This is a genomic window from Shewanella sedimentimangrovi (assembly GCF_017354965.1).
Lineage (GTDB): Bacteria > Pseudomonadota > Gammaproteobacteria > Enterobacterales > Shewanellaceae > Shewanella > Shewanella cyperi.
The window spans coordinates 1,515,139-1,538,772 of record NZ_CP071502.1; the positions used below are offsets into that span (position 1 = coordinate 1,515,139).

Below are 23,634 nucleotides of genomic sequence, written 5' to 3' on the forward strand. Positions count from 1 at the left end.
GTGCTTATGTCGGGTTGGGATCGTCGTGGGTTTTTGAAGGCCTCAATGGCCTCGGTGGCGTCGGCCGCATTGGCCGCCTGTGCTCAGGGGGGCGCCACAGCGCCATCCGCCGGGACGCGAAAGTCAGTCGGAAAATCCGTCATGGGACTGGTGGTACCGGCCATGGCCGAGGTGCGGGTCGGACTTATCGGCGTTGGTGAGCGCGGCGTGGGCTACATCCATCACTTTAACAACATCGAAGGCGCCCGCATTACCGCCATCTGCGATACCGACTCCCAGGTGTTGGACCGGGCCCGCAAGATCATGGCCGAACACGGCAACAACCAAGTGGCCTATTTTGGTCAGGGCGAGCTGGCTTACCGCGACCTGCTGGCGCGGGAAGACGTGGACATAGTGGTTATATCCACGCCCTGGGAATGGCACCACCCTATGGCCAAGGACACCATGCTTGCCGGTAAGCACGCCTGTGTGGAAGTGCCCATGGGCCTCAGCCTGACCGAACTCTGGGATCTGGTGGACACGGCGGAACTCACCCAGCGCAACTGTATGATGCTGGAGAACGTCTGCTATGGCCGTGATGAGCTGATGGTGCTCAACATGGTGCGCCAGGGCGTATTTGGCGAGCTGCTGCACGGCGAGGCTGCCTACATCCACGAACTGCGCTGGCAGATGAAAGAGATGGAACGCAAGACCGGCTCCTGGCGGACCAAGTATCACAGCCAGATCAACGGCAACCTGTATCCGACCCATGGTCTGGGCCCCGTATCCCAATACATGAATATCAACCGCGGTGACCGCTTTGATTACCTGAGCTCCATGAGCTCTCCTGCCGTGGGCCGCGCGGCCTATGCCAAGCGTGAGTTTGCCGCCGATCACCCCCGCAATGCCATGAACTACATTTGCGGCGACATGAACACCAGCCTTATTAAGACTGTCAGGGGCCGGACCATAATGGTGCAGCACGATACCACCACCCCAAGGCCCTACAGCCGCCACAATCTTATCCAGGGCAGCAACGGGGTCTTCGCCGGTTTCCCCAACCGCATTGCGCTGGAAAATGGCGGCCGCGGCAGTTACCACGACTGGGATCTGGACATGGAGCATTGGTACGGCAAGTACGATCATCCCCTGTGGCTGCGCATGGGCGCCGAAGCCGAAAAGAACGGCGGTCACGGCGGCATGGACTTTTTGATGTGCTGGCGCCTGATCTACTGCCTGCGCAACGCCGAGCCACTGGATCAGGATGTGTATGACGGTGCCGCCTGGTCCGCGGTGCAACCCCTGTCGGCCATGTCGGTTGCCGATCGCGGCAATTCAAAGGACTTCCCCGATTTCACCCGTGGTCTGTGGCAAAGTGCCAAGCCGCTTGGCATTGTGGGGTAAGGGCCATGTCATTGCTCAAGGCCATTATGGCCGCCAACAAGCGTGGCGAACGCAAGGGGATTTTCGCCGTCTGCTCGGCCCAACCCCTGGTGCTGCGTGCCGCCCTGCGCCACGCGGCAGCCAACCGGGCGCCGCTGTTGATTGAGGCCACGGCCAATCAGGTCAATCAGCACGGCGGTTACACAGGCATGACCCCGGCCGACTTTATCGTCTTTGTGCGGGAACTGGCCGAGGCCGAAGGGCTGCCGGCATCGCAGCTGATTTTCGGCGGCGATCACCTGGGCCCGGTGGCCTGGAAACATCTGGGGCCGGAAGCCGCCATGGCCGAGGCCGAGGCCCTGGTGAGGGCCTGTGTGCAGGCCGGGTTCGATAAGATACATCTGGACGCCAGCATGGCCTGTGAGGGCGAGCAGGAACCCCTGGGGGATGCGCTGATAGCAGGGCGCGCCGCCCGGCTGTGCCGCGCCGCCGAAGAAGCCGCCAATGGTCGCGAGCTTTGCTATGTGATTGGCACCGAAGTGCCGCCTCCCGGAGGCGTGGCCAGCCTCGCCGCCCTGGAGGTCACGCCGGTGCCGGCCATGGAAGAGACAGTGGCGGCCCACAAACGCGCCTTTGCGGCCGAAGGTCTTGCTGAAGAAGTGTGGAACAAGGTCATTGCCCTGGTGGTTCAGCCCGGGGTGGAGTTTGGCCACAGTCAGGTGCACCAATACCAACCCCGGCTGACCCGGGAGCAGCAGGGATTTATTCGTCATCAAAGCGGCCTGGTATTCGAGGCCCATTCCACCGATTATCAGCTGCCGGAGCATTATGGTGAGCTGGTGGCGGATCATTTCGCCATCCTCAAGGTGGGACCCGAGCTGACCTTTGCCCTGCGCGAAGCCCTGTTTGCTTTGGATCATATCGAAGAACTGCTGGTCCCGGCGGTCAAGCGTGCCGGTCTCAAGGCCATGTGCATGGACAAGATGTTGGCCCAGCCCAAATACTGGCAAAGTTTTTACACCGATCCGCAACTGCGGGATTGGCAACTGGGCTTCAGTTACAGCGACCGTATCCGCTATTACTGGCCCGAGCTGGCCCTGACCATAGACAAGTTACTGGCCAACCTCAAAGAGCCCATTCCCTTGCCACTTATCAGTCAGTATCTGCCACTGCAGTATCCCAGGGTGCTGCGGGGACTACTGCCCGCCACCGGACTTGAGCTGGTGCTCGACCATATCAGCCTGGTGCTCGGTCGCTATGCCGGTGCCTGCCAATTGAGCGCAAAACAAGGATAAATTTCATGCAAGTCAGTTTGTTATCAAAGACCAAGGTCTATCCTGAATTTGCCCGTGAGGCGTTGCATGCACCCCGAGAGGGGGCCGAATTCACCGCCGCAGAGATATTGCAGCAGCCCGCCTTGTGGGGGGAGCTGGCGGCGGCCTATGAACAGGTGTCCGCCACTATTGCTGCCTTCCTGGCGCCGCTGTTGGCACGGGAAAACCTGAGGGTCTTATTGTGCGGCGCCGGCACCTCGGCCTACATAGGCGAGGCCCTGGCGGCCCATGTGGCGAAGCAACTGCCGCTGGCAGGCCAGAGCGCCGAAGCCATTGCCACCACGGATCTGGTGTCCCATCCCCATTTACATCTGGACCCGGCGCGGCCGACCCTGGTGTTGTCCTTTGGCCGCTCGGGCAGCAGCCCAGAATCCATGGCCGCCATCGACATTTGCGATGCCCTGCTGCCCGAGTGCTATCACCTGCTGGTGACCTGCAATCCGGAGGGCAAAATGGCGGCCTATGCCCGCCAGCAGCAGGCCAGATGCTGTTTGTGGTTGATGCCGGAGGCCAGTCACGATCGCAGCTTTGCCATGACCAGCAGCTTCAGCTGCATGTACCTGGCGGTGCTGCTGCTGTTTTGCCGTGACGATAAAGCCCTGGCGCGGGTTAGCGTCATGGCCAGCACCCTGCTGGATGAGCGGCTGCCCGAAATTGCCGCCCAGGCGCTGGAAGACAACACCCGTCTGGTGTATTTGGGCGGTGGTGCCCTGAAGGGCGTAGCCAGGGAAGCGGCGCTGAAATTGCTCGAACTCAGCTCCGGGCGGGTGATTGGCCTCTATGAGACTCCGCTGGGTTTCCGTCATGGTCCCAAATCCCTGGTGGATGGCCAGACCCGGATAGTGCTGCTGGCCTCCTCTGAGCCCTATGCCAGGGCCTATGATCTGGACATGGTTCGGGAGCTTGAGGGGGATGACCAGGCCCGCGGCGTGACCATGCTGTGCGAAGAAAGCCTGGCGGCGGACGGACAGCGTTTGCTGGATGAGGTCTGGCTCGGATTACCCTATGTGCTGTATTGTCAACTTTTGGCTTATTACACGGCGTTGAACCTGGCGGTGTCACCGGACAATCCCTGTCCCGGTGGCCAGGTTAACAGGGTGGTGCAGGGAGTGAATGTGCACTCACTGGACTTGTATCGCGCGCCGCTCTGAGGTGATTGAGCATGCATTACGGATTGGATATCGGCGGCACCAAAATTGCCCTGGCCATATTTGATGATGAACTTCAGTGCCGGGACCGCTGGCAGCTTGCCACCCCGGTGGATGATTACGAGGCGTTTCTGACGACCGTCTGTGGCCAGATAGCCTTGGCCGACGAGCGTTGCCGCGCCCTGGCATCAGAGCAAGCCCAGGCCGAAGAACATGAACAGCAACAGGCCATGGCCTCGGTCGGCATCGCCCTGCCTGGGGTTATCCAGACCGATGGCACTGTGCTGTCGAGCAATGTGCCCTGTCTTAACCGGCGCCGGGTCGCCGAGGATCTCGGTGCCAGGCTCGGACGCAAGGTCGCCACGGGCAACGACTGTCGCTGTTTTACCCTGTCCGAAGCCCTGCTGGGGGCCGGAAGGGATAAGCGCCATGTGGTGGGGGTGATCCTCGGCACCGGGCTCGGTGGCGGCCTGTGTATCGATGGGCGGCTGTTCAATGGCGCCAACTGCCTGGCGGGGGAATTTGGCCACCAGGGCCTGGCAGCCTCGGTGCTGCTGGACCATGGACTGCCACTGTACGACTGCGGCTGTGGCCTCAGGGGCTGCGCCGAAAACTATGTGTCCGGCACCGGCCTTGGGCGCCTGTACCGGCATTTTGGCGGTGAAGCCGACACCTATCAATGGTTGGCGGCCTACCGTGAGGGGGAGGCATCGGCCAGGCGTGCCTTTGATGCCTATATGGATGCCCTGGGCAGCGTGCTGGCGGGGCAGATACTGGCTCTGGATCCTGATATTTTTGTCTTTGGTGGCGGCTTGTCCCAGGTACCTGAAATTATGGAAGCTTTGCCGGTGGCGACCCAAAAACACCTGTTTGCCGGCGTGAGCCTGCCGGAGTTTCGGGTGGCCGAATTCGGCGCCGCCAGCGGTGTTCGCGGCGCTGCGCTGCTTGGCAAAAACCAGCTCTTGAATGAAAGCCTGCTCTTGAATGAAAGCCGCATCTCCAAATCAACCGGCCCTAATTCCCAAGCAAGCGATGCCGTCAATCCTCCAAGCAAAAGGAGTATTGCCAATGGTTAAGCCTGGAGCATACTGGCTTTGCCCGGCCAGGGCCTTGCTGGGTGAGAACATGGACGAGGTTTCCAGGCCATGGTTGCGCCTGGCAAACGGCAAAATCACCCAGATAGCCACTTCGGCCCCTGACAGCGCCGAGCCGGTTTTTGAATGTGACGGTCTTTTGGTACCGGCATTGATAGATACCCAGGTCAACGGCGGCGGTGGAATACTGTTCAATCACAGCCCCACGGCTGAGACGCTGGGCACCATGCTCGATGCCCATGGCCGCTACGGCACGGCTACCTTGTTGCCCACGGTCATCAGTGACGATGTGGCCGTGATGAGCGCGGCACTGGATGCCGCCATTGAGGCACGCCGACTGGGATTTGATGGCGTGGCCGGGATACATTTTGAAGGCCCCCATTTGTCAGTGACCAAACGGGGTTGCCACAGTGTGGGCAAACTCAGACCCCTGGGGGAGTCCGAGCTGGCCCTCTATGGCAGAGCGGTTAGGGAACTTGGCGCCTGCCTGGTGACCCTGGCGCCGGAGCGCGTGGAGCCGTCCGATATACGTGACTTGGTTGCGCTCGGGGTTAAGGTCAGTCTCGGGCATTCGGACTGCGATTTTGCCACCGCCATGCAGGCCATTAACGCTGGGGCCCGAGGTTTCACCCATCTGTTTAACGGCATGTCGGGACTGACCTCCCGGGAGCCGGGCATGCTGGGGGCCGCACTCTACAGCGCCCAAAGCTGCAGCGGCATAATACTCGACGGTGAGCATGTGCATCCGGCCTCGGCCATGTTGGCCTGGCGCCTCAAGGGCCGTCGCGGTTTGATGTTGGTGACCGATGCCATGTCAACCGTGGGCACGGATACCACGGAGTTTGCCTTCTTTGGTGGCAAGGTGGTGCGGCGCGGCAATGCGCTCAGGGACAGCAACGGCTCCCTGGCCGGTTCGCTGCTCACCATGACAGGGGCCCTCAGATATGCCTGCCAGACCATGGGAATAGCGGTGGCGGATGCCGTTGCCATGGCAACCCATACGCCGGCGCAGTTTATGGGTTTTGAGGACCGGGGGGCCCTGGTGCCCGGCGCCAGAGCCGATTTGCTGCTGCTGGATGACAAATTGTTCCAATGTGCCCGCTGGCAGAGTGGCGTGGTGGTGGCCGGCGCCGAGCCCGGTGCCGGGCTCACGCTGCCGCTGGCGCTGATCACAGGTCTATCCCGAACTTAACCATTAAAGGAACGCTTTCATGACCCCTAATTCATCCCTGTCTTCAGGTTCGTCAAAGGCCACCACAGGCACACTGCTGCCGATGATCCTTATCGGTATCTTGTTTTTTGTGTTTGGATTTGTGACCTGGCTGAATGGCGCCTTGATCCCTTTTCTAAAAATTGCCTGTGAACTCAATGAGCTGCAGGCATACCTTGTGACCTTTGTCTTCTACATAGCGTACTTTGTGATGGCCTTGCCCCTGTCGACCCTGTTGGCGCGTTTCGGCTATCGGGCCGGCTTGCAGCTGGGGCTCGGAGTCATGGCCATGGGGGCCGCGCTTTTTATTCCCGCCGCCTACAGCCACAGTTTTGCCTTGTTCCTGCTGGCGTTATTTGTGCTCGGTACCGGGTTGACCTTACTGCAGACCGCTGCCAATCCCTACATAGTGGTGATTGGTCCCAGGGAAAGTGCCGCCAGGCGCATCAGTTGTATGGGGGTGGTAAACAAGGGCGCCGGGATCCTGGTACCCCTGGTATTCAGCGCCTGGGTGTTGACCGGTATGGAGGCCTACAGCGAGACCGCCCTGGCTGCCATGGAGGTGACGGCGAGGGCCGAGGCATTGCAGAGCCTGTCGGCGCGCCTGGTGGGACCTTATCTTGCCATGGCCTTGGTGCTGGTGGCCCTGCTGTTTTACGTGCGTCTGTCACCCTTGCCCGAACCTGAACTGGAGGGCAGCGGCTCGGGAGCAGCCAGGGACTGGCGGGCCCTGGGACAACATCCCCAGGTGTTGCTGGGGGCCCTGACCCTGTTCCTTTACGTGGGAGCCGAAGTGATCGCCGGAGACAGCATAGGTCTTTATGGCCAACATCTGGGACTGGCCAATTTCGGTGTGCTGACCTCTTACACCATGAGCTTTATGGTCGTGGGATATGTGCTGGGAATTGTGGCCATACCCCGTTGGCTGAGCCAAAGGTCAGCGCTGGCGATTTCCGCCATGGCCGGATTGGTGTTTGCTGCCGGGCTTATCTGGGGCGATGAACAAAGCTATGGCCTGGCGCAAATATTGCTGCAGCCACTGGGGATAACACCCGTGCCCGACACAGTGCTCTGTCTGGCCTTGCTTGGGCTGGCCAATGCCCTGGTGTGGCCGGCGGTGTGGCCACTGGCATTGCAGGGGCTGGGACGTTTTACCGCCACCGCCTCGGCCTTGCTTATCATGGGCATTGCCGGTGGCGCCATTTTGCCTCTGCTTTATGGTGCCCTGGTACATCAGGGCCTGAGTCATCAGGGGGGCTACATCATTTTGCTGCCCTGCTATGCCGTCATCCTGTTTTATGCCCTCAAGGGTCACAATATCCGCACTGCGCATCGGCAATTGCAGGCGGATGAAGGCGTCAGTGGATAAACAGGGTCAGTGGATAAAGAAGAACACCGCCATGCTGATGATGACGGTCACCAGGGTGTTGCGGGTCAGCAGCACCAGCACGGTCGCCAGCAGGGCGCAGCTGAGATAGGGATTGAAGGGACTGAGGTTAAGGCTGCCGTCCCGCAGAAACACTATGGGGGCGAAGATGGCGGTCAGCACCGCCGGCGCCGAGAAGCTTAAGAATGCCTGGGTGCGGCGCCCCAGGCGGATCGGCAACTTGGGATCCAGCAGCAGATAGCGGCTGATGAACACCAGAGCCGCCATCGCCAGTATGGTTATCCAAATCATGGCGTTATCTGTTATCCAGCCTTGATGCAGCGCGCCATCGCTCATGACTTGCGTCCTCCCCATTGGCTGTAGCCATAGCCCACGGCCATGGCAGAGAGTGACGCTATCAGCAAGCCGCCGGGCACCGCCAGTGCTTCGCAGAGCACAGACAGGCACAGGGCCGTCAGCACACACAGCAAGCTGGCGCCGTCTTTGACCCTTGGCACCACCAGGGCGATAAAGGTGGCGGCGATGGCAAAATCCAGCCCCAATGAGCCCAGATTATCCACCGCATTGCCGGCGAGGATCCCCGCAAGGGTCGCCAGGTTCCAGCCCAGGTAGAAACTCAAACCACCGCCCAGGGCATACCAGGGATCAAATTTTGCCAACTTGCCCTGGTTGGCGATGGCAAACAATTCATCGGTAAGCAGAAAACCCAGAATAAGGCGCCAGCGCAGCGGCAGGGGGCTGATGGCTTCGCGCATGGCCATGGCGTATAGCAGGTGTCTGGAGGTGATAAGGGCCGTGGTGACCAGAATGGCCATCAGGCCGCTGGCGGCCTTTAGCATCCCCAGGGCAACCAGTTGCGCCGAACCGGCAAAGATGATGGCCGACATGGCCTGGCTTTGAATGGGACTGAGACCGCTTTCCAGCGCCAGGGAGCCGGCGAGTATGCCCCAGGGGATAACGGCTATGGTCAGCGGCATCACCGCCAGGGTGCCGCGCCAAAAGGAACCTGCGGCGCTGCCGTTTGGGCTGTCGGTCATGGCTCCTCCCTGGGCTCTGGAGACTTAAGCTACTGGGACTTAAGCTATTGGGACTTCTGCTATTCAGACTCAGGCTTGTGGGACTGGTGGTTTATCTCAAACTGCTCAGGCACAGGCCTGCTTCTCACAAGCCCTCTTTTTTCAAAAGCTCACTTTACTCACAGGCCTTACTCACAAGCGGCGCGCAGATCAGCGAGCAGGCTGATTTCCCCGGCAGCCAGTTCACACTGCTCCGCCAGCACGTCCTGCAATATTTGCTCTGTGGTCAGGGGGTTGGCCAACACTACTCTGAATACTGTCACTGTTTCCCGCAGGTAGCGGGCCGGCTGGATCCGGGTACGGGAGACGAAGGATTTACCTTGCTCACGCTGGGTTTTCTGAATCGCCCGGGTGAGGGCATTGAGGCCGTCGTTGATGGCATTGACCCGTTCGCTGTCACCCTCTGCGAGGGCCTGGTCCAGGGCGGCTTTGGCGAAGGATGGCACGTAGCGGTAGGTCAGCAGGCACAGCTCGGGTGCACTCACCAGCTCGAATTCCGGGTGTGCCTCAATGAGACCGGCAAAATAGCGGGCCTTTTCCAGCGAGTTGTTTATCAGGATCTCATAGCCTTCGCGGCCGATGATCTGCAGGCAGGCGTGCACCAGCATGGCCATGCCGGGGCGGGAGCCTTCCAGGGTCTGACTGCCAAGATCCTTGGAGCCGCGACGCAAAATGTATTCGGCGTGATGCTCAATGGCACTGGCCAGGGCTGGATTGCGGAACAGCACCATGCCGGCGCCCATGGGCACGTACATCTGCTTGTGGGCATCTATGGTGACCGAGTCGGCTCGCTCTATGCCCTTGAGCAGGCTGCGATATTTTGCAGAAAGCAAGGTGGCGCCGCCCCAGGCCGCATCCACATGGAAATGGCAGTCAAGCTCGAGGGCCAGATCTGCCAGTTGCTCCAGCGGATCCACATTGCCTGTTTCTGTGGTGCCGGCAACGCCCACTATGGCCATGACCCGGATGCCTGCGGCCTTGAGTCTGGCGGCCTCGGCGCGCATCCTGGCCACATCCACCTTGTTGTCGGCATCCGTGGCTATGGTGATGATGTTGTCGCGGCCCAGGCCCAACAAATCCACCGCCTTGCCTAGGGAGTAATGGCCCCGCTCCGACACCAGAATGGCCAGGTCCTGCCAGCCATAGTGTTTCAGCGCCCGCGGCAGACCTTCGCGGCTGACGCCACGGAAGTTGCCGTCGGCCTTGAGCAGGTTGTTGCGTGCAATCCACAGGGCCGTGATGTTGGCGATTGTGCCACCGGAGCAGAAGGCCCCCAGGGAATGGTTGGCGCTGTGGAGCCACTGCGCATAAAAGTCGGCTTCACGGCCGAAGATCAGGTGATGGATCATGCCCAGAACCTGGCGCTCCAGCGGGGTGAAGGCCTTGGAGGTTTCGATTTTGACCAGGTTCTGGTTCAGTCCCACCATCAGCTTGGACAGGGGCAACACGAAGTAGGGCAGGGCCGAGGTCATGTGACCGATAAAACTGGGGGAGGCCGTATGCACCGACTGGGCCACCAGGTGGGTCATGATATCGTCCACATAGTCGGACACGAACCGCGGTGCCTTGGGTATTTGCACGCTGGCGAAGTGTTCTTCTATATCCGAAAGGGGCTTTTCCAGCGCTGCTATGCTGTTGTTGAGAAAGCCTGCCAAATCCCGCGACAGCTGTTGCTCTATCCGCCCCAGGGTCGAATCTGCCGCCTCGGGGACGGTAAAGATTCTCATCAGGGTGGCTTCGGAAGCGGTAGCCTTGCGGGAGTGGTGCTGGGTCATAGCGACTGGGATCCGGTGTCTCTGTTTTCCGGGAAACCGGAAAGACCAAAAGGGAGCTAACTTTACTGCAACAGGGGCTCGTCAATCAAGAGGTGGCGGCCTTGGCGGCCAGTTCCCGCGCAAGCTTGAGGGCACACAAATACAGGGCTTCAGCGGCGTGGGCCTGGATTTCTGCCAGGGGCAATCCGGCTTTCTGAGTGCCGTAAAGGGCGCTGAAACCGGCATCCAGCAGGGCCTGATGCCCGGATCCCAAACAACCGCTTATGCCTATGATGGGCACCCCGGCCGTCTGGGCCAGCCTAAGCAGTGCCATGGGGGCCTTGCCGTGCAGGGTCTGGGCATCGAAGCTGCCTTCGCCCGTGATAAGCAAGTCCATCTTCCAGAGCTGTTCCTCGACCTTGAGCCGGGTGAGCATCCAATCGGCACCGGACACCAGTTTGGCGCCAAGCAGACTCAGGGCACCAAAAGCGGTGCCGCCTGCTGCTCCGGCGCCGGCAACCTGGCGCATATCCCGGTATCCCTGAGCCACAAGCACATCGGCAAAGTGGGTCAGGGCGGCGTCGAGCTCGGCGACCATGCCGGCATCGGCACCTTTCTGGGGGCCGTACACGGCACTGGCGCCATGGGGTCCCAGCAGGGGATTGTCCACATCGCAGGCCAACAGCAGTTCGCAGTCCACAATGCGAGGGTCAAGGCCTGCGCTGTCTATCCGGTGCAGCCGGGCCAAGGCCGCGCCCCCCGGGGGCAGGCTTTGGCCCTCGGCATCCAGAAAGCGTACGCCGAGGGCCGTCAGCATCCCCGCGCCGGCATCATTACAGGCGCTGCCACCCAGGGCCAAAATCAGGCGTTTGGGTTTGTGTGCCAATGCGGCGCTGATAAGCTGGCCTGTACCATAACTGCTTGCACACAGCGGGTTCAGTTCGCCTGGCTGAAGCCACTGGATGCCGCTCGCCTGTGCCAGCTCTATCACCACCTCCTTACCCGGCAGCCGGGCATAAACCGCCCGATGGGGACGGCCCAATGGATCCTGCACATCCTGCTGAAACAGTTCGCCGTGACATGCCTGAACTATTGCGCTGACCGTTCCCTCACCACCATCGGCCAGGGGCAGACACACACATTGGGCCTGGGGCCATCCGTCATTGAAGCCTTGTTTGATAAGTGCAGCGACGTCTGCGGCAGCGAGGCTGTGCTTGAAACTGTCGGGTGCTATGAGTATTCGCATGGCAACTCCAGGGTTGCGAAAATGTTAAATATATTGGTGTTATAAGGCCGGAGACAGACCGGCTGCGCCAACAGAATACCGAATAGTATGCTGATTTATTACGGAACGCTGTACCTAAAATAGTGAAAATAAAGATTTTTCTTTAAACATCTTCTATTTGTATCAATTTGTAATTATATTGTTACGGAAATTTAACCTGAGTTTAATCTGGCGCCTTGTGATGTGAATCACTTTATGCCAGTTTATCCCGACTGAAAGCATTACCTCAGTCAAAATAACTACAAATAACGACAATAAGGAACGGAACATGAAAGCATACACCCTTATTCCAGCTACTCTGGCGTTGAGCGTTGCAGGTGCACTGCATGCCGGTGAATTCTCTGCAGCCGCTGATCAATCTCTGACTCACGCCATGGGTCTGGGCAAAGGTCATGCATTTGCCGCAGGCAAGTCTTTCACCACTGCCAAAGGTCTGCAAAAGGCCAAGCAACAGCAGTTCTTCAACGGCGTGAAGGTATACGGTCATCATCTGGTAGTGGCTACCGATGGCGTAAACCAATTCATCACAGGTGAAGCTGCCGATATCGCTGAAGACTTTTCTGTTACTCCGGCTCTGACCAAAGGTCAGGCAATTGCCGCCCTGAACAAGGCTTTCCCCGGTGCAGATGCTTCTGGTCGCAAAGAAGTTGAACTGGTTATCCTGAACGAAGGCGATGCTCCTCGTCTGGCTTACCGCGTGTCTTTCCTGAGCGAAGGTAAACAAGGTATCAGCCGTCCAGCCGGTCTGGTTGACGCTACCAGCGGTGAAGTGATCCGTCATTGGGACGAATTGATGACTGGTAAAGCCGGTAAAGGCAAGCCAGGTTCAGGTGGCACAGGTGGTACTGGTACTGCTTTCCAGGCCACTGGCCCAGGTGGTAACGCCAAGACCGGTCAGTACTACTATGGTGCCGATTACGGCTTCCTGGATGTACAAGAGTCCAACGGCGTGTGCACCATGAACAACGCCAACGTGCAAACCATCGATATGGCCAACAGTACCCGTGGTGGTTCTGTGTACTCCTTCTCTTGCCCAGAGAACACCTACAAGGCTGTGAACGGTGCTTACTCACCGCTGAACGATGCCCACTACTTCGGTGGTGTGATCTTCAACATGTACAAAGACTGGTACAACACTGCTCCTTTGAGCTTCCAGTTGAAGATGAAGGTGCATTACGGCCGCAGCTATGAAAACGCCTTCTGGGACGGCCAAGCCATGTCTTTCGGTGATGGCGCCAGCTACTTCTACCCACTGGTGAGCCTTGACGTATCAGCTCACGAAGTCAGCCACGGTTTCACCGAGCAAAATGCCGGTCTGGAATACAGCGCTCAATCAGGCGGTATGAACGAAGCCTTCTCTGATATGGCCGGTGAGGCTGCCGAGTTCTACATGCGTGGCAGCAACGACTGGATGGTTGGTTATGACATCTTCAAAGGTGCCGGTGCCCTGCGTTACATGGACACCCCAACCAAAGATGGCAAGTCTATCGATCACGCTTCCAACTACACCTCAGGTATGGATGTACACTACTCTTCAGGCGTGTACAACAAAGCCTTCTACCTGCTGGCCAAGAAAGCAGGTTGGAACACTCAAAAAGCCTTTGACGTGTTTGTTCGCGCCAACCAGGTTTACTGGGCTCCTACCACCAACTACAACCAGGGTGCCTGTGGCGTACAAAACGCTGCAGCTGACTATGGTTACTCAGTTGCTGACGTAACTGCTGCCTTCTCAAGCGTAGGCGTAAGCTGTAACTAAGCTGAGCGTACTGCGATAAAAATGCCCGGTGTTACCGGGCATTTTTTTTGTCACCCTAAAACCACCTCCTATGGAGGTGGTGATCGTTCTGGTGGGGCTTTGCCCGGAGAATGCCCATGCTAAATACTCCCTCGGTTTGTTACCAGCAAATCAAGGAGTAAGTAGCATGAGCAGATATGAATCCGCGTCTCACGTATTCTATCGTTGTCAGTATCACCTCGTTTGGACACCCAAGTACAGGTACAAAATCCTGAAAGGTAATCTCGGCAGAGAGCTTTATCGAAGTATCTATGTTTACTGCAACATGAAGAAATGCAGAGTCGTGGAACTAAATGTTCAGGAAGATCATGTCCATCTAGTAGTCAGAACCCCACCCAGTCTAAGCGTGTCGGATTTAATGGGTTTTGTTAAAGGGAGAACCGCGATCAGGATGTTTGCCAAATTTCCTTATTTAAGAAAGCACAAGCTCTGGGGGAATCACTTCTGGCAACGGGGTTATTTTGTGGACTCAGTAGGAGCAAACGAAGACATAATCCGTAGATATGTACGGCACCAGGAAAAGACAGCCAAAGAAGAAGAGAAACGGCAAATAGCGTTAGGGTTGGAAGGTTAGTTTTTAAGCCCCCTTTTAGGGGGCTGTGTCAAAGCCACCTGCTATGCAGGTGGATTTTTACTTATGATTTTTTCTTGCGTTGTTTGTGGCTGTACAGGTTGAGGTCGGCCATCATCACCAGCTCCTCCAATTCCCTGCTGTCATCACATCCGATGCGCAGCATACCGACCGAATAGCCTATGGCCGGCAGATTGCCAAGGGCCGCCAGGCGTTCATCAAGGCGTGCCAACATGGAGCTTTCCATGGCATCGGTTTCCGAGTGTACCAACACCAGGAACTCATCCCCGCCCCAGCGGGCCACCAGATCGCAGCTGCGGCAGCTCTGTTTCAAATTGCGGGCGAAGGCGCAGAGAACCTCATCACCCATGGCGTGGCCAAAGTTGTCATTGATGCTTTTGAATCCATCCAAATCAAAGTTAAGCAACGCCATTCTTCGCCCCAGACGCCTGGCCAATTGACGGTTCTGCACGAACAGTTCTTCGAAGCCACGCCGGTTGTAAATCTGGGTCAGGGGATCGGTATAGCTTTGGGTCAGCAGCTGGGCCTCGCGATAGAAGTGGGCGAGATCGCTGTTGATGACATCGCGGATCAGGGCCAGCACCCGCATATAAACCTCGGGATAGTCCGTTGGGCTGGTTGATACCACGCACAGGCTGCCGAAGCTGTGGCCGTCGGGCCAACTGATGGGTAACCCCAGGTAAGAAACCCAATTATAGGTGGTGTACTCCTGGGTCTGTTGCCAGCGGGGATCGTCCTTGGCATTGCGAACATAAAGCGGCTGTTGTTTGGCAATGACCTGCTGACTCAATCCCTGCTCCATTGGGGGAGATGTGATGCCAGGGCCAAATGCATCGCCGCCCTTTAACGAGCTGATAAGCACTTCAACGCCCTTGGTGTTGGCTTGGGTGATATAGGCAGCAGGCGCGGCAAACATTTCCGCCACAGTATCGACCAGATTTTGCCAGCGGGCCCAATCTATCTCATCCACCTGCATGTCATTGAAGGAGGTGTAACCATAGCCCGGAAGGGAGTGGCCGCCCATAGGTACCCCAAAAGCGCCAAAACACCAGAATTTAAGTGTAGTCAATAAGTCAGTCTATGAGTGAGGCAATGCGTTGGCGCAATGCGGGCAGGCACTCGGTTTCAAACCAGGGGTGACGCTTAAGCCAAAGGTTATTGCGGGGACTGGGGTGGGGCAGCACCATCAGTGAAGGCCAGTGCTGCTGCCAGCGACCAGCCTCTACCGCCAGCCCCTGATGTCCCGGCAGATGATAGTCCAGGGCATACTTGCCCAGGAGCAGGGTGAGCTCGATATGGGGCAGCTGGCCCAGAAGCCTTTGATGCCAGGTGGCGGCGCATTCGGGCCTGGGGGGCAGATCACCGCGGCCATGGGCGTGGGTACCCGGAAAGCAAAACCCCATGGGCACTATGGCAAACCGGGCCGGATCGTAAAAGCAATCCCTGTCGACCCCAAGCCAGTTTCTTAAACGCTCGCCACTGGCGTCATCAAATGGGCGCCCTTTGGCGTGGGTCAGGCGGCCGGGGGCCTGTCCTGCAATCAAAATCCTGGCATTCTCCCCGGCCTGCAATATTGGCCTGGGCCCCAGGGGAAGATGTGGCTCACAGAGGGTGCAGCGACGTATCTCGCCAAGCAGGTTATCAAGTTGGCAGGCTTGGATGGCAGGTTTGCTCATGGGATGCGGTTAATGGAGGTTTGCACTACCTTGGCTCAGGAGAAGGGGAAAAACAAGCCTTTGGGATGAGCCTTGGGAAAACAGCAACAAATTCCTGGTGGGAGCGGGAAATAGGTAAAAAAAAGGGCGGAGCCAAGGCTCCGCCAATATTCACAAGGTCAGGTGTGGCCGGTGTCGGCCGAAAAGGAAGTCGTGAAGGCTTCTATCAGTTTTGGAACGGGGTGTTTTCAGCAAAGTATTCGTGGCTGTCGGCGTTGTTCAGTGCCTGATCAGGGTTGCTGATGGCCAGCGACTTGGCACCGCTTTGACCGTAAACCACATCATCGGTACCTGCGACTATGTCAAAGTGGCTGGTTTCGTGAACTATGGTGCCACCCTTGGAATCTGTGCCTGATACAGGTGCAGTCCAGAAGGCATTACATACGTAAATCTTGTAAGGCTGGCTTGGATACACGTATGCGTAGTAGCTCTTCTTACAGCTGCAATCGAAAGTCAGCGGCTCGTTGTTCAGTGCAGAGTCAATCTTGTCGAAGTGCGTGGTGGCTGTGTTCCAACGGCTGCTGTTATAGGCGCCGAACCAAGTGTTGTAGCGCACTGAGCTGGCGGGGCTGCTGTTGGTGTGCAGGTAGTTCTTGGCATCGGCAGCCATGACGCGGGCAGAGCTCAGACCCTCGAGGATTTGGCTTTGCTGGGAGTTGCTGCAACGACCGGTGAAGGTCACGCCGTCAACAGTACCACCTGTGTCGCCACCGCCTGTGCCTGGCTTGACGGTATTGCCGTTGGCTTTGGCTTCAACATAGAAGCTGACGGAATCGGAATGAATGCCATCTATACCCAGACGTGCCAGTTTCTTTTCCTGGCCAGGATTGGGAGCAAACAGTTGCATTGAGCTGACATCGTAGCTGATTTCATAGGTGCCAGATTCGCTCATGTCATACAGGGAAGACAGCTCAACTTCATAGGACACGCTCTCGCCGGACTTGAGCTTGATGTAGTCTTGTTTTCCAGGAGCCGGACGCTTGTAGTGGGCGCCCAGATAGTGTTTTTCATTGCCGTTGACCGATACCTTGAACAGGGATTCTTCAACACCTTCGGCAGCTGTGTACCACTTGAGGATCTTGACTGGTACTTTCTCATCGTTGGTCAGGGTGACCTTGACCATGACATCTTCGCTGGCCTTGAAGTCCTGTTGACTCATCTCCAGGCTGGCACGAATACCGTCTGCCAGAGCAGAGGTGCTGAAAATCACCGAACCCAGGGCGAGGGCGGAAAACAGTTTGCTGTGCTTCATTTGCTTGTCCTTATTGTGTGTTCTCAGGTTTGTTATTGTCTGAATGTTATTTTTATGTTGCATTTGTTGCGATTTGGAGTGTAAGACGAATTTCCGATAGATGGCAACATAAATTTGGGTTTTTTAACGGTTTTGCAGTCAATTAAACCTGATATTCCTAATTAAACCGGAATGCATACCATAAAGTGTTGGTTAAGTTGGGAAAAGCTTCAGGAAATATACGGAGCGATATAAGGTAAAAACGCTTGTAACCTCAGGGAGCACTGCTGTTTTCAGGGGGTAGTCGGCGAATGGGGTTGTTACCGGCAGAATATTAAATTTGGGGCTGTAAAAATAAACAGGCAGCCCGAAGGCTGCCTGCAAATCGATGGGTATTGGTTTTCAGTCAAATCGAACCGGGTGCACCTTGTCGACACCGAACGCCTGGCCCTCGCCGTGACAGACGGCGCAGGTTTCGGCGCCAGCCTGGTAGGTACCACGAGGATCATTGGCTGCCCCGCCATTGGTGCGTATGTGTGACAGCAACGATTCCTTGGGACCGTGGCAACTGACGCAGGCCGCGGCTGTGGGTGAGTACTCAACCGGGTTATCCAGTTCGTCCACGGCCGGTGTTGCCGGCACCTTGTCCAGTCCCGCCAGTGTCAACTGACCCGCTTTGTGGCAGTTGCCACAGTTGCCTATGTATTCGGGGAAGGTGATTTCTTCAGCCCTTACCACCGCAGTCTGCCCATGGCGGGCATGGATCAGTACCTTGAAGTCGATATGGTCCTGGATCAAGCCATTGGCACTGCTGGCCCAGGCCGGGTTATGACAGGTCTGGCATTCGCCTTCGAAGTTGCTGCGACGACCGCTGTGATGCATCTTGCTGGAAAACTTGGCCAGATACTGATTGTCATGGCACTGGGCACAGCTTTCATTGCTGACCACAGATCGGCGTGGGCTGACGCCGGTGTCGCCACTGAGGTTGAACACCACGGCTTTGCCGGGGATCACCGATGGATTGAACGCTTCATCGGTCCCTGTACCACAGGCAACGCCGGTGAGGGTGTCCCTGTCGACACACATCTGGGTGGTGATAAATGCGCTGGCGCTTGCGGCTGTCACCTTGGTGGAGTCAAGGCTGGAAGCGACATCATAACTGTAGACGCCATCGGCACCTGCAACCGGTGTCAGGGTCAGCAAATTGATGGAGGCGCGGCCCTTGGTAAAGTCCACATCATTGCCAAAACCAAGGTACAAGGTGCTGTATTTCAACCTGGTATCGGTGTTGGGGCTGGGCTGGGCCACGCCCTTACTGTCCATAAAGCTGACACTGAAGCTCAACCTGCCGCCTTCGAGACGTGCTGAATTGGCCACCAGAGCGGCACGATAGTCCAGGCGCACATTTTCCTTGGCGATGGCATCGGTAACGTGGTGTCCTGCACCTTCATCGTCTTTTTCCGAGTGACAGACCACGCATTCATGCTCGGCTTGATAGCTGGCATGCATTTCTTCCTTGATGGTCACAGGGTCGGTGGAATCCGAGTGACAGGAACCGCAGGCCAGGGCTCTGTGGTGGCGGAAGTTAGCGGCATCCACCGGACGGCCTTCGCCTTCCTGGTGGCATACGCGGCAGTCATAGAGATCGGCGGGGAAGGTGACTTCGCTGAAGTCATGGAGCCGGCCACCGTAACCTACCATCAGGTAGTCGGCCTTGTGGATCTTGTGCACCATATATCCGAGATCCAGCGGCGCGCCGGTTTCGGGATCGGCGGCGTAGCTGGTATGGCACATTTGACAATTGGCCGTGTCAATGCGCCGGCCACCGTGCAGGATCAGACTGGGAGCACCGGTCAGGGAATAGTTGTCACCGTGACAACGTAGACAGGAGTCCTGGGTATTTTCGACAATACGGGTCATCTCGTCGCTGGCTTCAAGTCCGGTGGCTGGAACGAAGTCATAATGGGTGTTGATCAGCCGCGCACGGTCGCTGTCGAGTCGCAGTTCCATGCTGACCCTGTGGACCAGGCTTGGCGCATAGCTGAGATCCAGTCCCTCAATGGCCGTTACACTGGCCAGGTTCTGGCGGAAGGTGTAACGGTAATGGCCGGGCTCGGGTTGGGTCAGGCATTCCTGGCGGCAGCTGGTTTCGATTGTCGGCTGGACCTTGGGGCCGGCCTTGTCTTCGTAACCGGAAGGAATGGCGGCACTGTTGGGGGCCACCAGGTTATTCATATAGTTGACCCATTGGGGCGTCTTGTAACCTTCACCTTCCTGGGGCACCAGTTTGGCTATGCCCATACCCAAGGTGTCAACACCGGGGTAAGTGTCGAGATCTGTGATGGCAACGCCATTGGCATTGGTGAAGTCGAAGTCCACCATCACAGTGCCGGCATCTATGCTGACCTGGGTGATCTTGGCCTTGATGCTGCTGGCCTGATTGAGTGACATGCCGACCGTAGCCGGGGTTCCGGGTTCTCCGTCTTTGCCGTCATTGCCGCAGCCCCACAGCAGGCTGCAGGTCAGCAGGGGAAGCACGAGGGCTTTATATTTGAGTTCTATCATAGCTGTTTACCATTCCATATCATGAGCCGGGGGTTTAGGGCCCGCCAGGCGGGCCCCGCTGTCAGCGGATCGGGTGTACCTTGAGTACATCTACCGGTCCGCCCTGCCCATGGCAGGTGGCGCAACTTTCGGTGCCGGCGGTGGCATCAGCCAGGCTGGCGGCAAAGGCGGCGCCTTGTTGGATCATGTGGTTACGGGTCTGTTCATCCTCGTGGCAATTACTGCAAATTGCGGCAGTGGCACTGGTAAAGCTGCCATCGCTCAGGGCCAGTGGCTGCACTTCTTTTGCCAGCGGCAGTGCAATGCTCAGGACGCCGCTGTCGTTATTGACGTGGCAGGTGGCGCAATTGCCCAGTTCACTTGGGAAATGCAGTTCTTCGAAGCCTTCAAACTTGCCGCCGTGCAGCGCATGGATAAGCTGCTTGAAATCCACGCTGGTATGGCTTGGGTTGGCGGCAGTGGCATCGGCGGTGCGATTGTGGTTGTGACACAACTGGCACTGGCCTTCCAGATCGTTACGGGCACCGTGAATGGTCAATTGCTGATCGCCGTGGCAATTGCCGCAGCTGTCGTTGGCGACTATGGTGCGGCGTCCCTTGGCACTCAGTGCTGTGTTGCTGAAGCTCACATGGCTGGCCTTGATTGGCAGTGCATCCACGTTATCGCCGCAGGCGGTAAGTGAGGCGCCGTCGGCACAGATGCGCCCCTGAATGGCCAGGGTACCCAGATCCACTTCGGTGCCTGGCAGTATGGTGAGACCGGTTATCTGGTAAGTGAAACTGCCATTACTGCCGGAGATGGGCTCCACCTCGTGCAGACGGATGTTGCGGGCACTGCGGTTGGTGTAGTCAACACTCAGGCCCCAGTTGGCATAGATACGCAAGTCACCGACGAAGGAGAGGGTATTGGTCGCGCCAAACACTTCGCCCGTCTGAGGATTGCTGAGCTTGACCGCTACTGTTACTGTGCCGCTGTCGTCCATGCTGGCCGAGGTGATTTCAGCCTGGAACTGCGCCAATGCCATTTGCCGGTCGGCGTCACTGTGGACTTCCGCCGTCCATTCGGCATTGTGGCAGGCGACGCAATTACTGTTGTTGGCCTGGGCCGGATGGCCTGTACCGGCTACGAAGTCAATGTCCGTGTGACAACTGCCACAGGCTTCCATGGTGGGGACTGTGTGCCAATTGTCGCGCTCTGTCAGCATGTCGTTGTCTTTGTGACATACCTGGCAGTCGGACAGGCTGCGGGGGAATCCTTCCAGGTGTTTGGTGTGGATCATGGGGGCAAATACGTTGGCAGGCTCGCTGACCCGGGTCAGGTTATGGCAGCTGACGCAGGTCTGGGTCTGGTTGTAATTGCCCCGGTGGAAGGCCAGATCCGTATGGCAGCCGTTACAGGCCTCGATACTGACAATTTCCCGGCCGTAGGCTGGGTCATTACCGGCCACAGTCCAGTCCAGATGCTGGTTGGTCACCGGCAGAGCAGTACCGTCGGCAAGGGTGTCGCCACCGACCTTGACTATCATGCGCTCGGTGGCACCGGCAACCAGACTTTGGCCATTCATGCCGTCGAGCACAGTGCTGAATTTATAGCTGTAACTGCCGTTTTTGAAATCGGTAAAAGTGCCCGGGCAATTGGCATCGCAGGTCTCGGCCCCAAAATGTTGCCACTGGCTGGCATCACCGGCGTTGCTATAGCCCTGGGGCAAGAGCTGCGCGGCAATAAATCGGGCTGAGGGGATGCCGATTACGGCCTCATCATCCTGATTGTGTACCGAAAAATTGACCTCGGGAATGCCATCGGTCAGTTTCACCGAGTGAATGTCAATGGTCAGGCTGTCGATGCTGATGGCCGGATCGCCCGCGGGGGCACCCGGTTCACCGTCTTTACCGTCGCTGCCGCCGCAGGCCGACAGGCACAGCGCCAACAGTGGCAGTAAGCTTGCCCTGTGGCGCGAAATGAAAGAATTAGAGCTCATAATGCGTTCCTTTAATCCCTTTGAATGCCGTTACCAGCGATAACTCAGGCTGAGGCCCAGGTAATGTGCGCTGTAGTCCTGTCCCAGATCACCGAGCAATATCACATTGGGGATGCTGCTTGGGCTCAGGCCATCGTTGCTCCAGTCTCTGTCTTCATAGGACTCGAACAGCCAATCCAGCCGCAGCGACATGCGCTCACTGAAGCTGTAATCGGCATGGCCCTTCAGGGTGTGGCGCACGCTGTCGTAATCGCCGTAGGGACTTTCCAGACCCATTTCGATATTGGTATCGCTTTGGCCGTCGGCGTATTGGTAATCAAGGCCAAGGGCCAGGCGATTGTCCATCAGGCCTGCCCAATCGAGCCCCATTCCCGCTGCCGTGCTGCGATCCCGTATTTCGGCTTTCCAGTTGGGCGTGCTTCCCAGGGTGCTGCCAGCCTGGTCGCTGTCCCGCCAATCCTGATTGGCAAAACCGTGCAGGGACAGGTTTTCCGACAGGGGATATTGGGCCGACAAGGCCAGGCCCGTGTAGTGCACATCGGTCAGACCGACCAGGCTGTTGTCATAGTCTTCGCGGCCGCTGCGCACCGCAAATTGCACACCGAGCGCGCCAAAGCGGTGATCGGCTTCCAGCGATATTCTCTGGCGTTCACGGTCTGCCAAATAGCTTTGACGTAAATAAGCGTTGCCTTGGCTGTTATAGTCACTGCCGTTGCGATCGGCGGCTTCGCCCTTGAGTCTGAGTTTCCAGTCCTCATTGATGCGCACCGCCAGGGTGGCATAGAGGCTGGATTCAAACAGGCTGTCGCGACTCAGTCCGCTGTAATTGTTGTGATCGTAGCGATAGCCGGTATCCAAAGACCAATCACGGTTGAACCTGTACTTGGCGCCGAGATCCAGTTTTTGGCGGGTTCTGTCGTAGCCGACATTATTGGCCAGACCGCGGTCGAGACTGTCGGTGACTATGATGGGGAACTGCGCTATCTGGGTCTGATTATCTCTGTCCAGATAGCTGTAACGGGCCCTTACCGATAACTCATTGGTGATACGGCCGTTATAGCGCAGCGACATGTCGGTGATGTTCACCTTGGCATCGGCACTGGCTACCGGCAAAACCGGACTTGCGCCATTGATGGTGGCGGGCAGCAAATCCTCGTCCTGAGTCAAACGACTGTAACCGGCGTGCATCAGCACCTGATGTCCGGCTTCATGCAGTTGGGAGTCCAGTGCCAGTCGAACCATCTTGTTGTCGGGAGCTACAGCATTCTGTCCGGCTATGGCGCCACCAAAGGTCGGTTGGAACGGGTTATTCCAATAGAGGCGGGTGTGATCGTTGCGGTATTGGCTCATTTGCGCATTCATGCCCGCAAGCCAGCCTTCACCCTGCATGTAGAGTCTGGCATCAACACTGTCGGTGCTGTCGTCGATTGGGCGGGCCACCATGGCGCTGTTGGTCAGCAGGTTAACATTGCCACGCTGATGGCCATCCCGGGTCTCATGCCGATAGTCGAGCTTGCCCTGGAGTTTGTCGCCTTCGACGTTGGCATTGACGCTGAAGCGCTGACGTTTCTTTTCCAACAACACAGCATTGGCATCGGCCAGGCCGGGCATGTCGGCGCTGGTGGCGCCGGTTTGCCAATTGCTTGGCAACAGCAGTTCATCACCCTGGACGGCAAACGGGCTCATTCCCGTGGAATCAAAGCTTGCCAGTCCCTGATAAGCGAGACGCACACCATAGCTGCCGGGTTTGCCGACATTAATCTCGGCTCGACCGGCATCGTAGCCCAGCTTGTCGGCGTCGACGCTCAGGCGATAGCCGGAACCTGTTTTGTGGACCACTTTCGCGCTGACATAGGCGGCTGCGCCATCGGCGTCATTGCCCGTGCTGTTGAGCAGATGCGGTTCGTCCTGTTGGTAGCTGGCGCCCAGGGTCACGCTGCTCTTGGGGGCTTCACTGACAAGACAACGTTTACATTCCCAGGCTTTCTTGTTGATTTTGTCCCGGTTGGCATTGGCCAGGCCATAACCCTCGGCCTGGGCCGTACCGCAGGCGAAGGCAACTGCGGTGGCAACCAGGCTGAGGACGGGGAGTGATACTGTTCTCATGG

Annotated in this window: 18 protein-coding genes; 8 read left to right on the forward strand and 10 right to left on the reverse strand. The window is 57.8% G+C overall.

Annotated features, from left to right (window positions below; genetic code table 11):
- The first annotated feature begins 6 nt into the window (after window positions 1–6).
- Genes JYB85_RS06385 through JYB85_RS06410 form a run of 6 tightly spaced genes read left to right on the forward strand, consistent with a single transcriptional unit; the run spans window position 7 to window position 7,517 of the window.
- Window positions 7–1,383, forward strand: a complete 1,377-nt coding sequence (locus JYB85_RS06385; protein ID WP_207381524.1) for a Gfo/Idh/MocA family protein — start codon at window positions 7–9, stop codon at window positions 1,381–1,383.
- Window positions 1,384–1,388: 5 nt separating this feature from the next.
- Window positions 1,389–2,657 carry a class II D-tagatose-bisphosphate aldolase, non-catalytic subunit gene (locus tag JYB85_RS06390; protein ID WP_207381525.1) on the forward strand — a complete coding sequence of 423 codons (1,269 nt, stop codon included), beginning with the start codon at window positions 1,389–1,391 and terminating at the stop codon, window positions 2,655–2,657.
- 5 nt (window positions 2,658–2,662) lie between these two features.
- Entirely contained in the window at window positions 2,663–3,847 is a 1,185-nt protein-coding gene (locus JYB85_RS06395) for an SIS domain-containing protein (RefSeq protein ID WP_207381526.1), read from the forward strand.
- Window positions 3,848–3,858: 11 nt separating this feature from the next.
- Window positions 3,859–4,920, forward strand: a complete 1,062-nt coding sequence (locus tag JYB85_RS06400; protein ID WP_207381527.1) for an ROK family protein — start codon at window positions 3,859–3,861, stop codon at window positions 4,918–4,920.
- The gene (nagA, locus tag JYB85_RS06405) at window positions 4,913–6,130 is read left to right on the forward strand and encodes an N-acetylglucosamine-6-phosphate deacetylase (protein ID WP_228730220.1); all 1,218 of its coding nucleotides are present in this window, start codon (window positions 4,913–4,915) and stop codon (window positions 6,128–6,130) included. Before JYB85_RS06400 ends, nagA begins: the two co-directional genes overlap by 8 nt.
- Window positions 6,131–6,149: 19 nt before the next feature.
- Window positions 6,150–7,517, forward strand: coding sequence for an MFS transporter (locus JYB85_RS06410; protein ID WP_228730221.1), 1,368 nt, complete (start codon window positions 6,150–6,152; stop codon window positions 7,515–7,517).
- 6 nt (window positions 7,518–7,523) lie between these two features.
- Here JYB85_RS06410 and JYB85_RS06415 read toward each other — a convergent pair whose 3' ends face one another.
- The 4 genes from JYB85_RS06415 to JYB85_RS06430 form a co-directional block, all read right to left on the reverse strand.
- Window positions 7,524–7,826, reverse strand: a complete 303-nt coding sequence (locus tag JYB85_RS06415) for an AzlD domain-containing protein (protein WP_207322547.1) — start codon at window positions 7,824–7,826, stop codon at window positions 7,524–7,526.
- 41 nt (window positions 7,827–7,867) lie between these two features.
- Window positions 7,868–8,572, reverse strand: a complete 705-nt coding sequence (locus JYB85_RS06420; RefSeq protein ID WP_207381529.1) for an AzlC family ABC transporter permease — start codon at window positions 8,570–8,572, stop codon at window positions 7,868–7,870.
- 167 nt (window positions 8,573–8,739) lie between these two features.
- Window positions 8,740–10,386, reverse strand: a complete 1,647-nt coding sequence (gene panP, locus JYB85_RS06425) for a pyridoxal-dependent aspartate 1-decarboxylase PanP (protein ID WP_207381530.1) — start codon at window positions 10,384–10,386, stop codon at window positions 8,740–8,742.
- Window positions 10,387–10,471: 85 nt separating this feature from the next.
- The gene (locus JYB85_RS06430; protein WP_207381531.1) at window positions 10,472–11,611 is read right to left on the reverse strand and encodes a glycerate kinase; all 1,140 of its coding nucleotides are present in this window, start codon (window positions 11,609–11,611) and stop codon (window positions 10,472–10,474) included.
- A 307-nt stretch (window positions 11,612–11,918) separates the two neighbouring features.
- Between JYB85_RS06430 and JYB85_RS06435 the strand changes: the two genes are divergently transcribed.
- Together JYB85_RS06435 and tnpA are read left to right on the forward strand one after the other, a co-directional pair.
- The gene (locus JYB85_RS06435) at window positions 11,919–13,406 is read left to right on the forward strand and encodes a M4 family metallopeptidase (RefSeq protein ID WP_207381532.1); all 1,488 of its coding nucleotides are present in this window, start codon (window positions 11,919–11,921) and stop codon (window positions 13,404–13,406) included.
- Window positions 13,407–13,572: 166 nt separating this feature from the next.
- A complete protein-coding gene (tnpA, locus tag JYB85_RS06440; protein ID WP_207381940.1) occupies window positions 13,573–14,019 on the forward strand; it encodes an IS200/IS605 family transposase in 447 nt (148 codons plus the stop codon).
- 61 nt (window positions 14,020–14,080) lie between these two features.
- On the opposite strand, the gene JYB85_RS06445 is transcribed toward tnpA, so the two are convergent.
- The 6 genes from JYB85_RS06445 to JYB85_RS06470 form a co-directional block, all read right to left on the reverse strand.
- On the reverse strand, window positions 14,081–15,106 hold the full coding sequence (locus JYB85_RS06445) for a sensor domain-containing diguanylate cyclase (protein WP_228730222.1): 1,026 nt from the start codon (window positions 15,104–15,106) through the stop codon (window positions 14,081–14,083).
- 4 nt (window positions 15,107–15,110) lie between these two features.
- Entirely contained in the window at window positions 15,111–15,713 is a 603-nt protein-coding gene (locus JYB85_RS06450) for a uracil-DNA glycosylase family protein (protein ID WP_207381533.1), read from the reverse strand.
- A gap of 205 nt (window positions 15,714–15,918) precedes the next feature.
- Window positions 15,919–17,004 carry a M35 family metallo-endopeptidase gene (locus JYB85_RS06455; protein WP_207381534.1) on the reverse strand — a complete coding sequence of 362 codons (1,086 nt, stop codon included), beginning with the start codon at window positions 17,002–17,004 and terminating at the stop codon, window positions 15,919–15,921.
- 381 nt (window positions 17,005–17,385) lie between these two features.
- Entirely contained in the window at window positions 17,386–19,548 is a 2,163-nt protein-coding gene (locus JYB85_RS06460) for an OmcA/MtrC family decaheme c-type cytochrome (protein WP_207381535.1), read from the reverse strand.
- Window positions 19,549–19,609: 61 nt separating this feature from the next.
- Window positions 19,610–21,526 carry an OmcA/MtrC family decaheme c-type cytochrome gene (locus JYB85_RS06465; RefSeq protein ID WP_207381536.1) on the reverse strand — a complete coding sequence of 639 codons (1,917 nt, stop codon included), beginning with the start codon at window positions 21,524–21,526 and terminating at the stop codon, window positions 19,610–19,612.
- A gap of 30 nt (window positions 21,527–21,556) precedes the next feature.
- On the reverse strand, window positions 21,557–23,632 hold the full coding sequence (locus tag JYB85_RS06470) for an MtrB/PioB family decaheme-associated outer membrane protein (protein ID WP_207381537.1): 2,076 nt from the start codon (window positions 23,630–23,632) through the stop codon (window positions 21,557–21,559).
- Window positions 23,633–23,634 lie beyond the last annotated feature (2 nt).

Coding starts and splice junctions, on each gene's coding strand:
- JYB85_RS06385 (WP_207381524.1), top strand. CDS start 7: ATGTCGGGTTGGGATCGTCGTGGGTTTTTGAAGGCCTCAATGGCCTCG.
- JYB85_RS06390 (WP_207381525.1), top strand. CDS start 1,389: ATGTCATTGCTCAAGGCCATTATGGCCGCCAACAAGCGTGGCGAACGC.
- JYB85_RS06395 (WP_207381526.1), top strand. CDS start 2,663: ATGCAAGTCAGTTTGTTATCAAAGACCAAGGTCTATCCTGAATTTGCC.
- JYB85_RS06400 (WP_207381527.1), top strand. CDS start 3,859: ATGCATTACGGATTGGATATCGGCGGCACCAAAATTGCCCTGGCCATA.
- nagA (WP_228730220.1), top strand. CDS start 4,913: ATGGTTAAGCCTGGAGCATACTGGCTTTGCCCGGCCAGGGCCTTGCTG.
- JYB85_RS06410 (WP_228730221.1), top strand. CDS start 6,150: ATGACCCCTAATTCATCCCTGTCTTCAGGTTCGTCAAAGGCCACCACA.
- JYB85_RS06415 (WP_207322547.1), bottom strand. CDS start 7,826: ATGATTTGGATAACCATACTGGCGATGGCGGCTCTGGTGTTCATCAGC.
- JYB85_RS06420 (WP_207381529.1), bottom strand. CDS start 8,572: ATGACCGACAGCCCAAACGGCAGCGCCGCAGGTTCCTTTTGGCGCGGC.
- panP (WP_207381530.1), bottom strand. CDS start 10,386: ATGACCCAGCACCACTCCCGCAAGGCTACCGCTTCCGAAGCCACCCTG.
- JYB85_RS06430 (WP_207381531.1), bottom strand. CDS start 11,611: ATGCGAATACTCATAGCACCCGACAGTTTCAAGCACAGCCTCGCTGCC.
- JYB85_RS06435 (WP_207381532.1), top strand. CDS start 11,919: ATGAAAGCATACACCCTTATTCCAGCTACTCTGGCGTTGAGCGTTGCA.
- tnpA (WP_207381940.1), top strand. CDS start 13,573: ATGAGCAGATATGAATCCGCGTCTCACGTATTCTATCGTTGTCAGTAT.
- JYB85_RS06450 (WP_207381533.1), bottom strand. CDS start 15,713: ATGAGCAAACCTGCCATCCAAGCCTGCCAACTTGATAACCTGCTTGGC.
- JYB85_RS06455 (WP_207381534.1), bottom strand. CDS start 17,004: ATGAAGCACAGCAAACTGTTTTCCGCCCTCGCCCTGGGTTCGGTGATT.
- JYB85_RS06460 (WP_207381535.1), bottom strand. CDS start 19,548: ATGATAGAACTCAAATATAAAGCCCTCGTGCTTCCCCTGCTGACCTGC.
- JYB85_RS06465 (WP_207381536.1), bottom strand. CDS start 21,526: ATGAGCTCTAATTCTTTCATTTCGCGCCACAGGGCAAGCTTACTGCCA.
- JYB85_RS06470 (WP_207381537.1), bottom strand. CDS start 23,632: ATGAGAACAGTATCACTCCCCGTCCTCAGCCTGGTTGCCACCGCAGTT.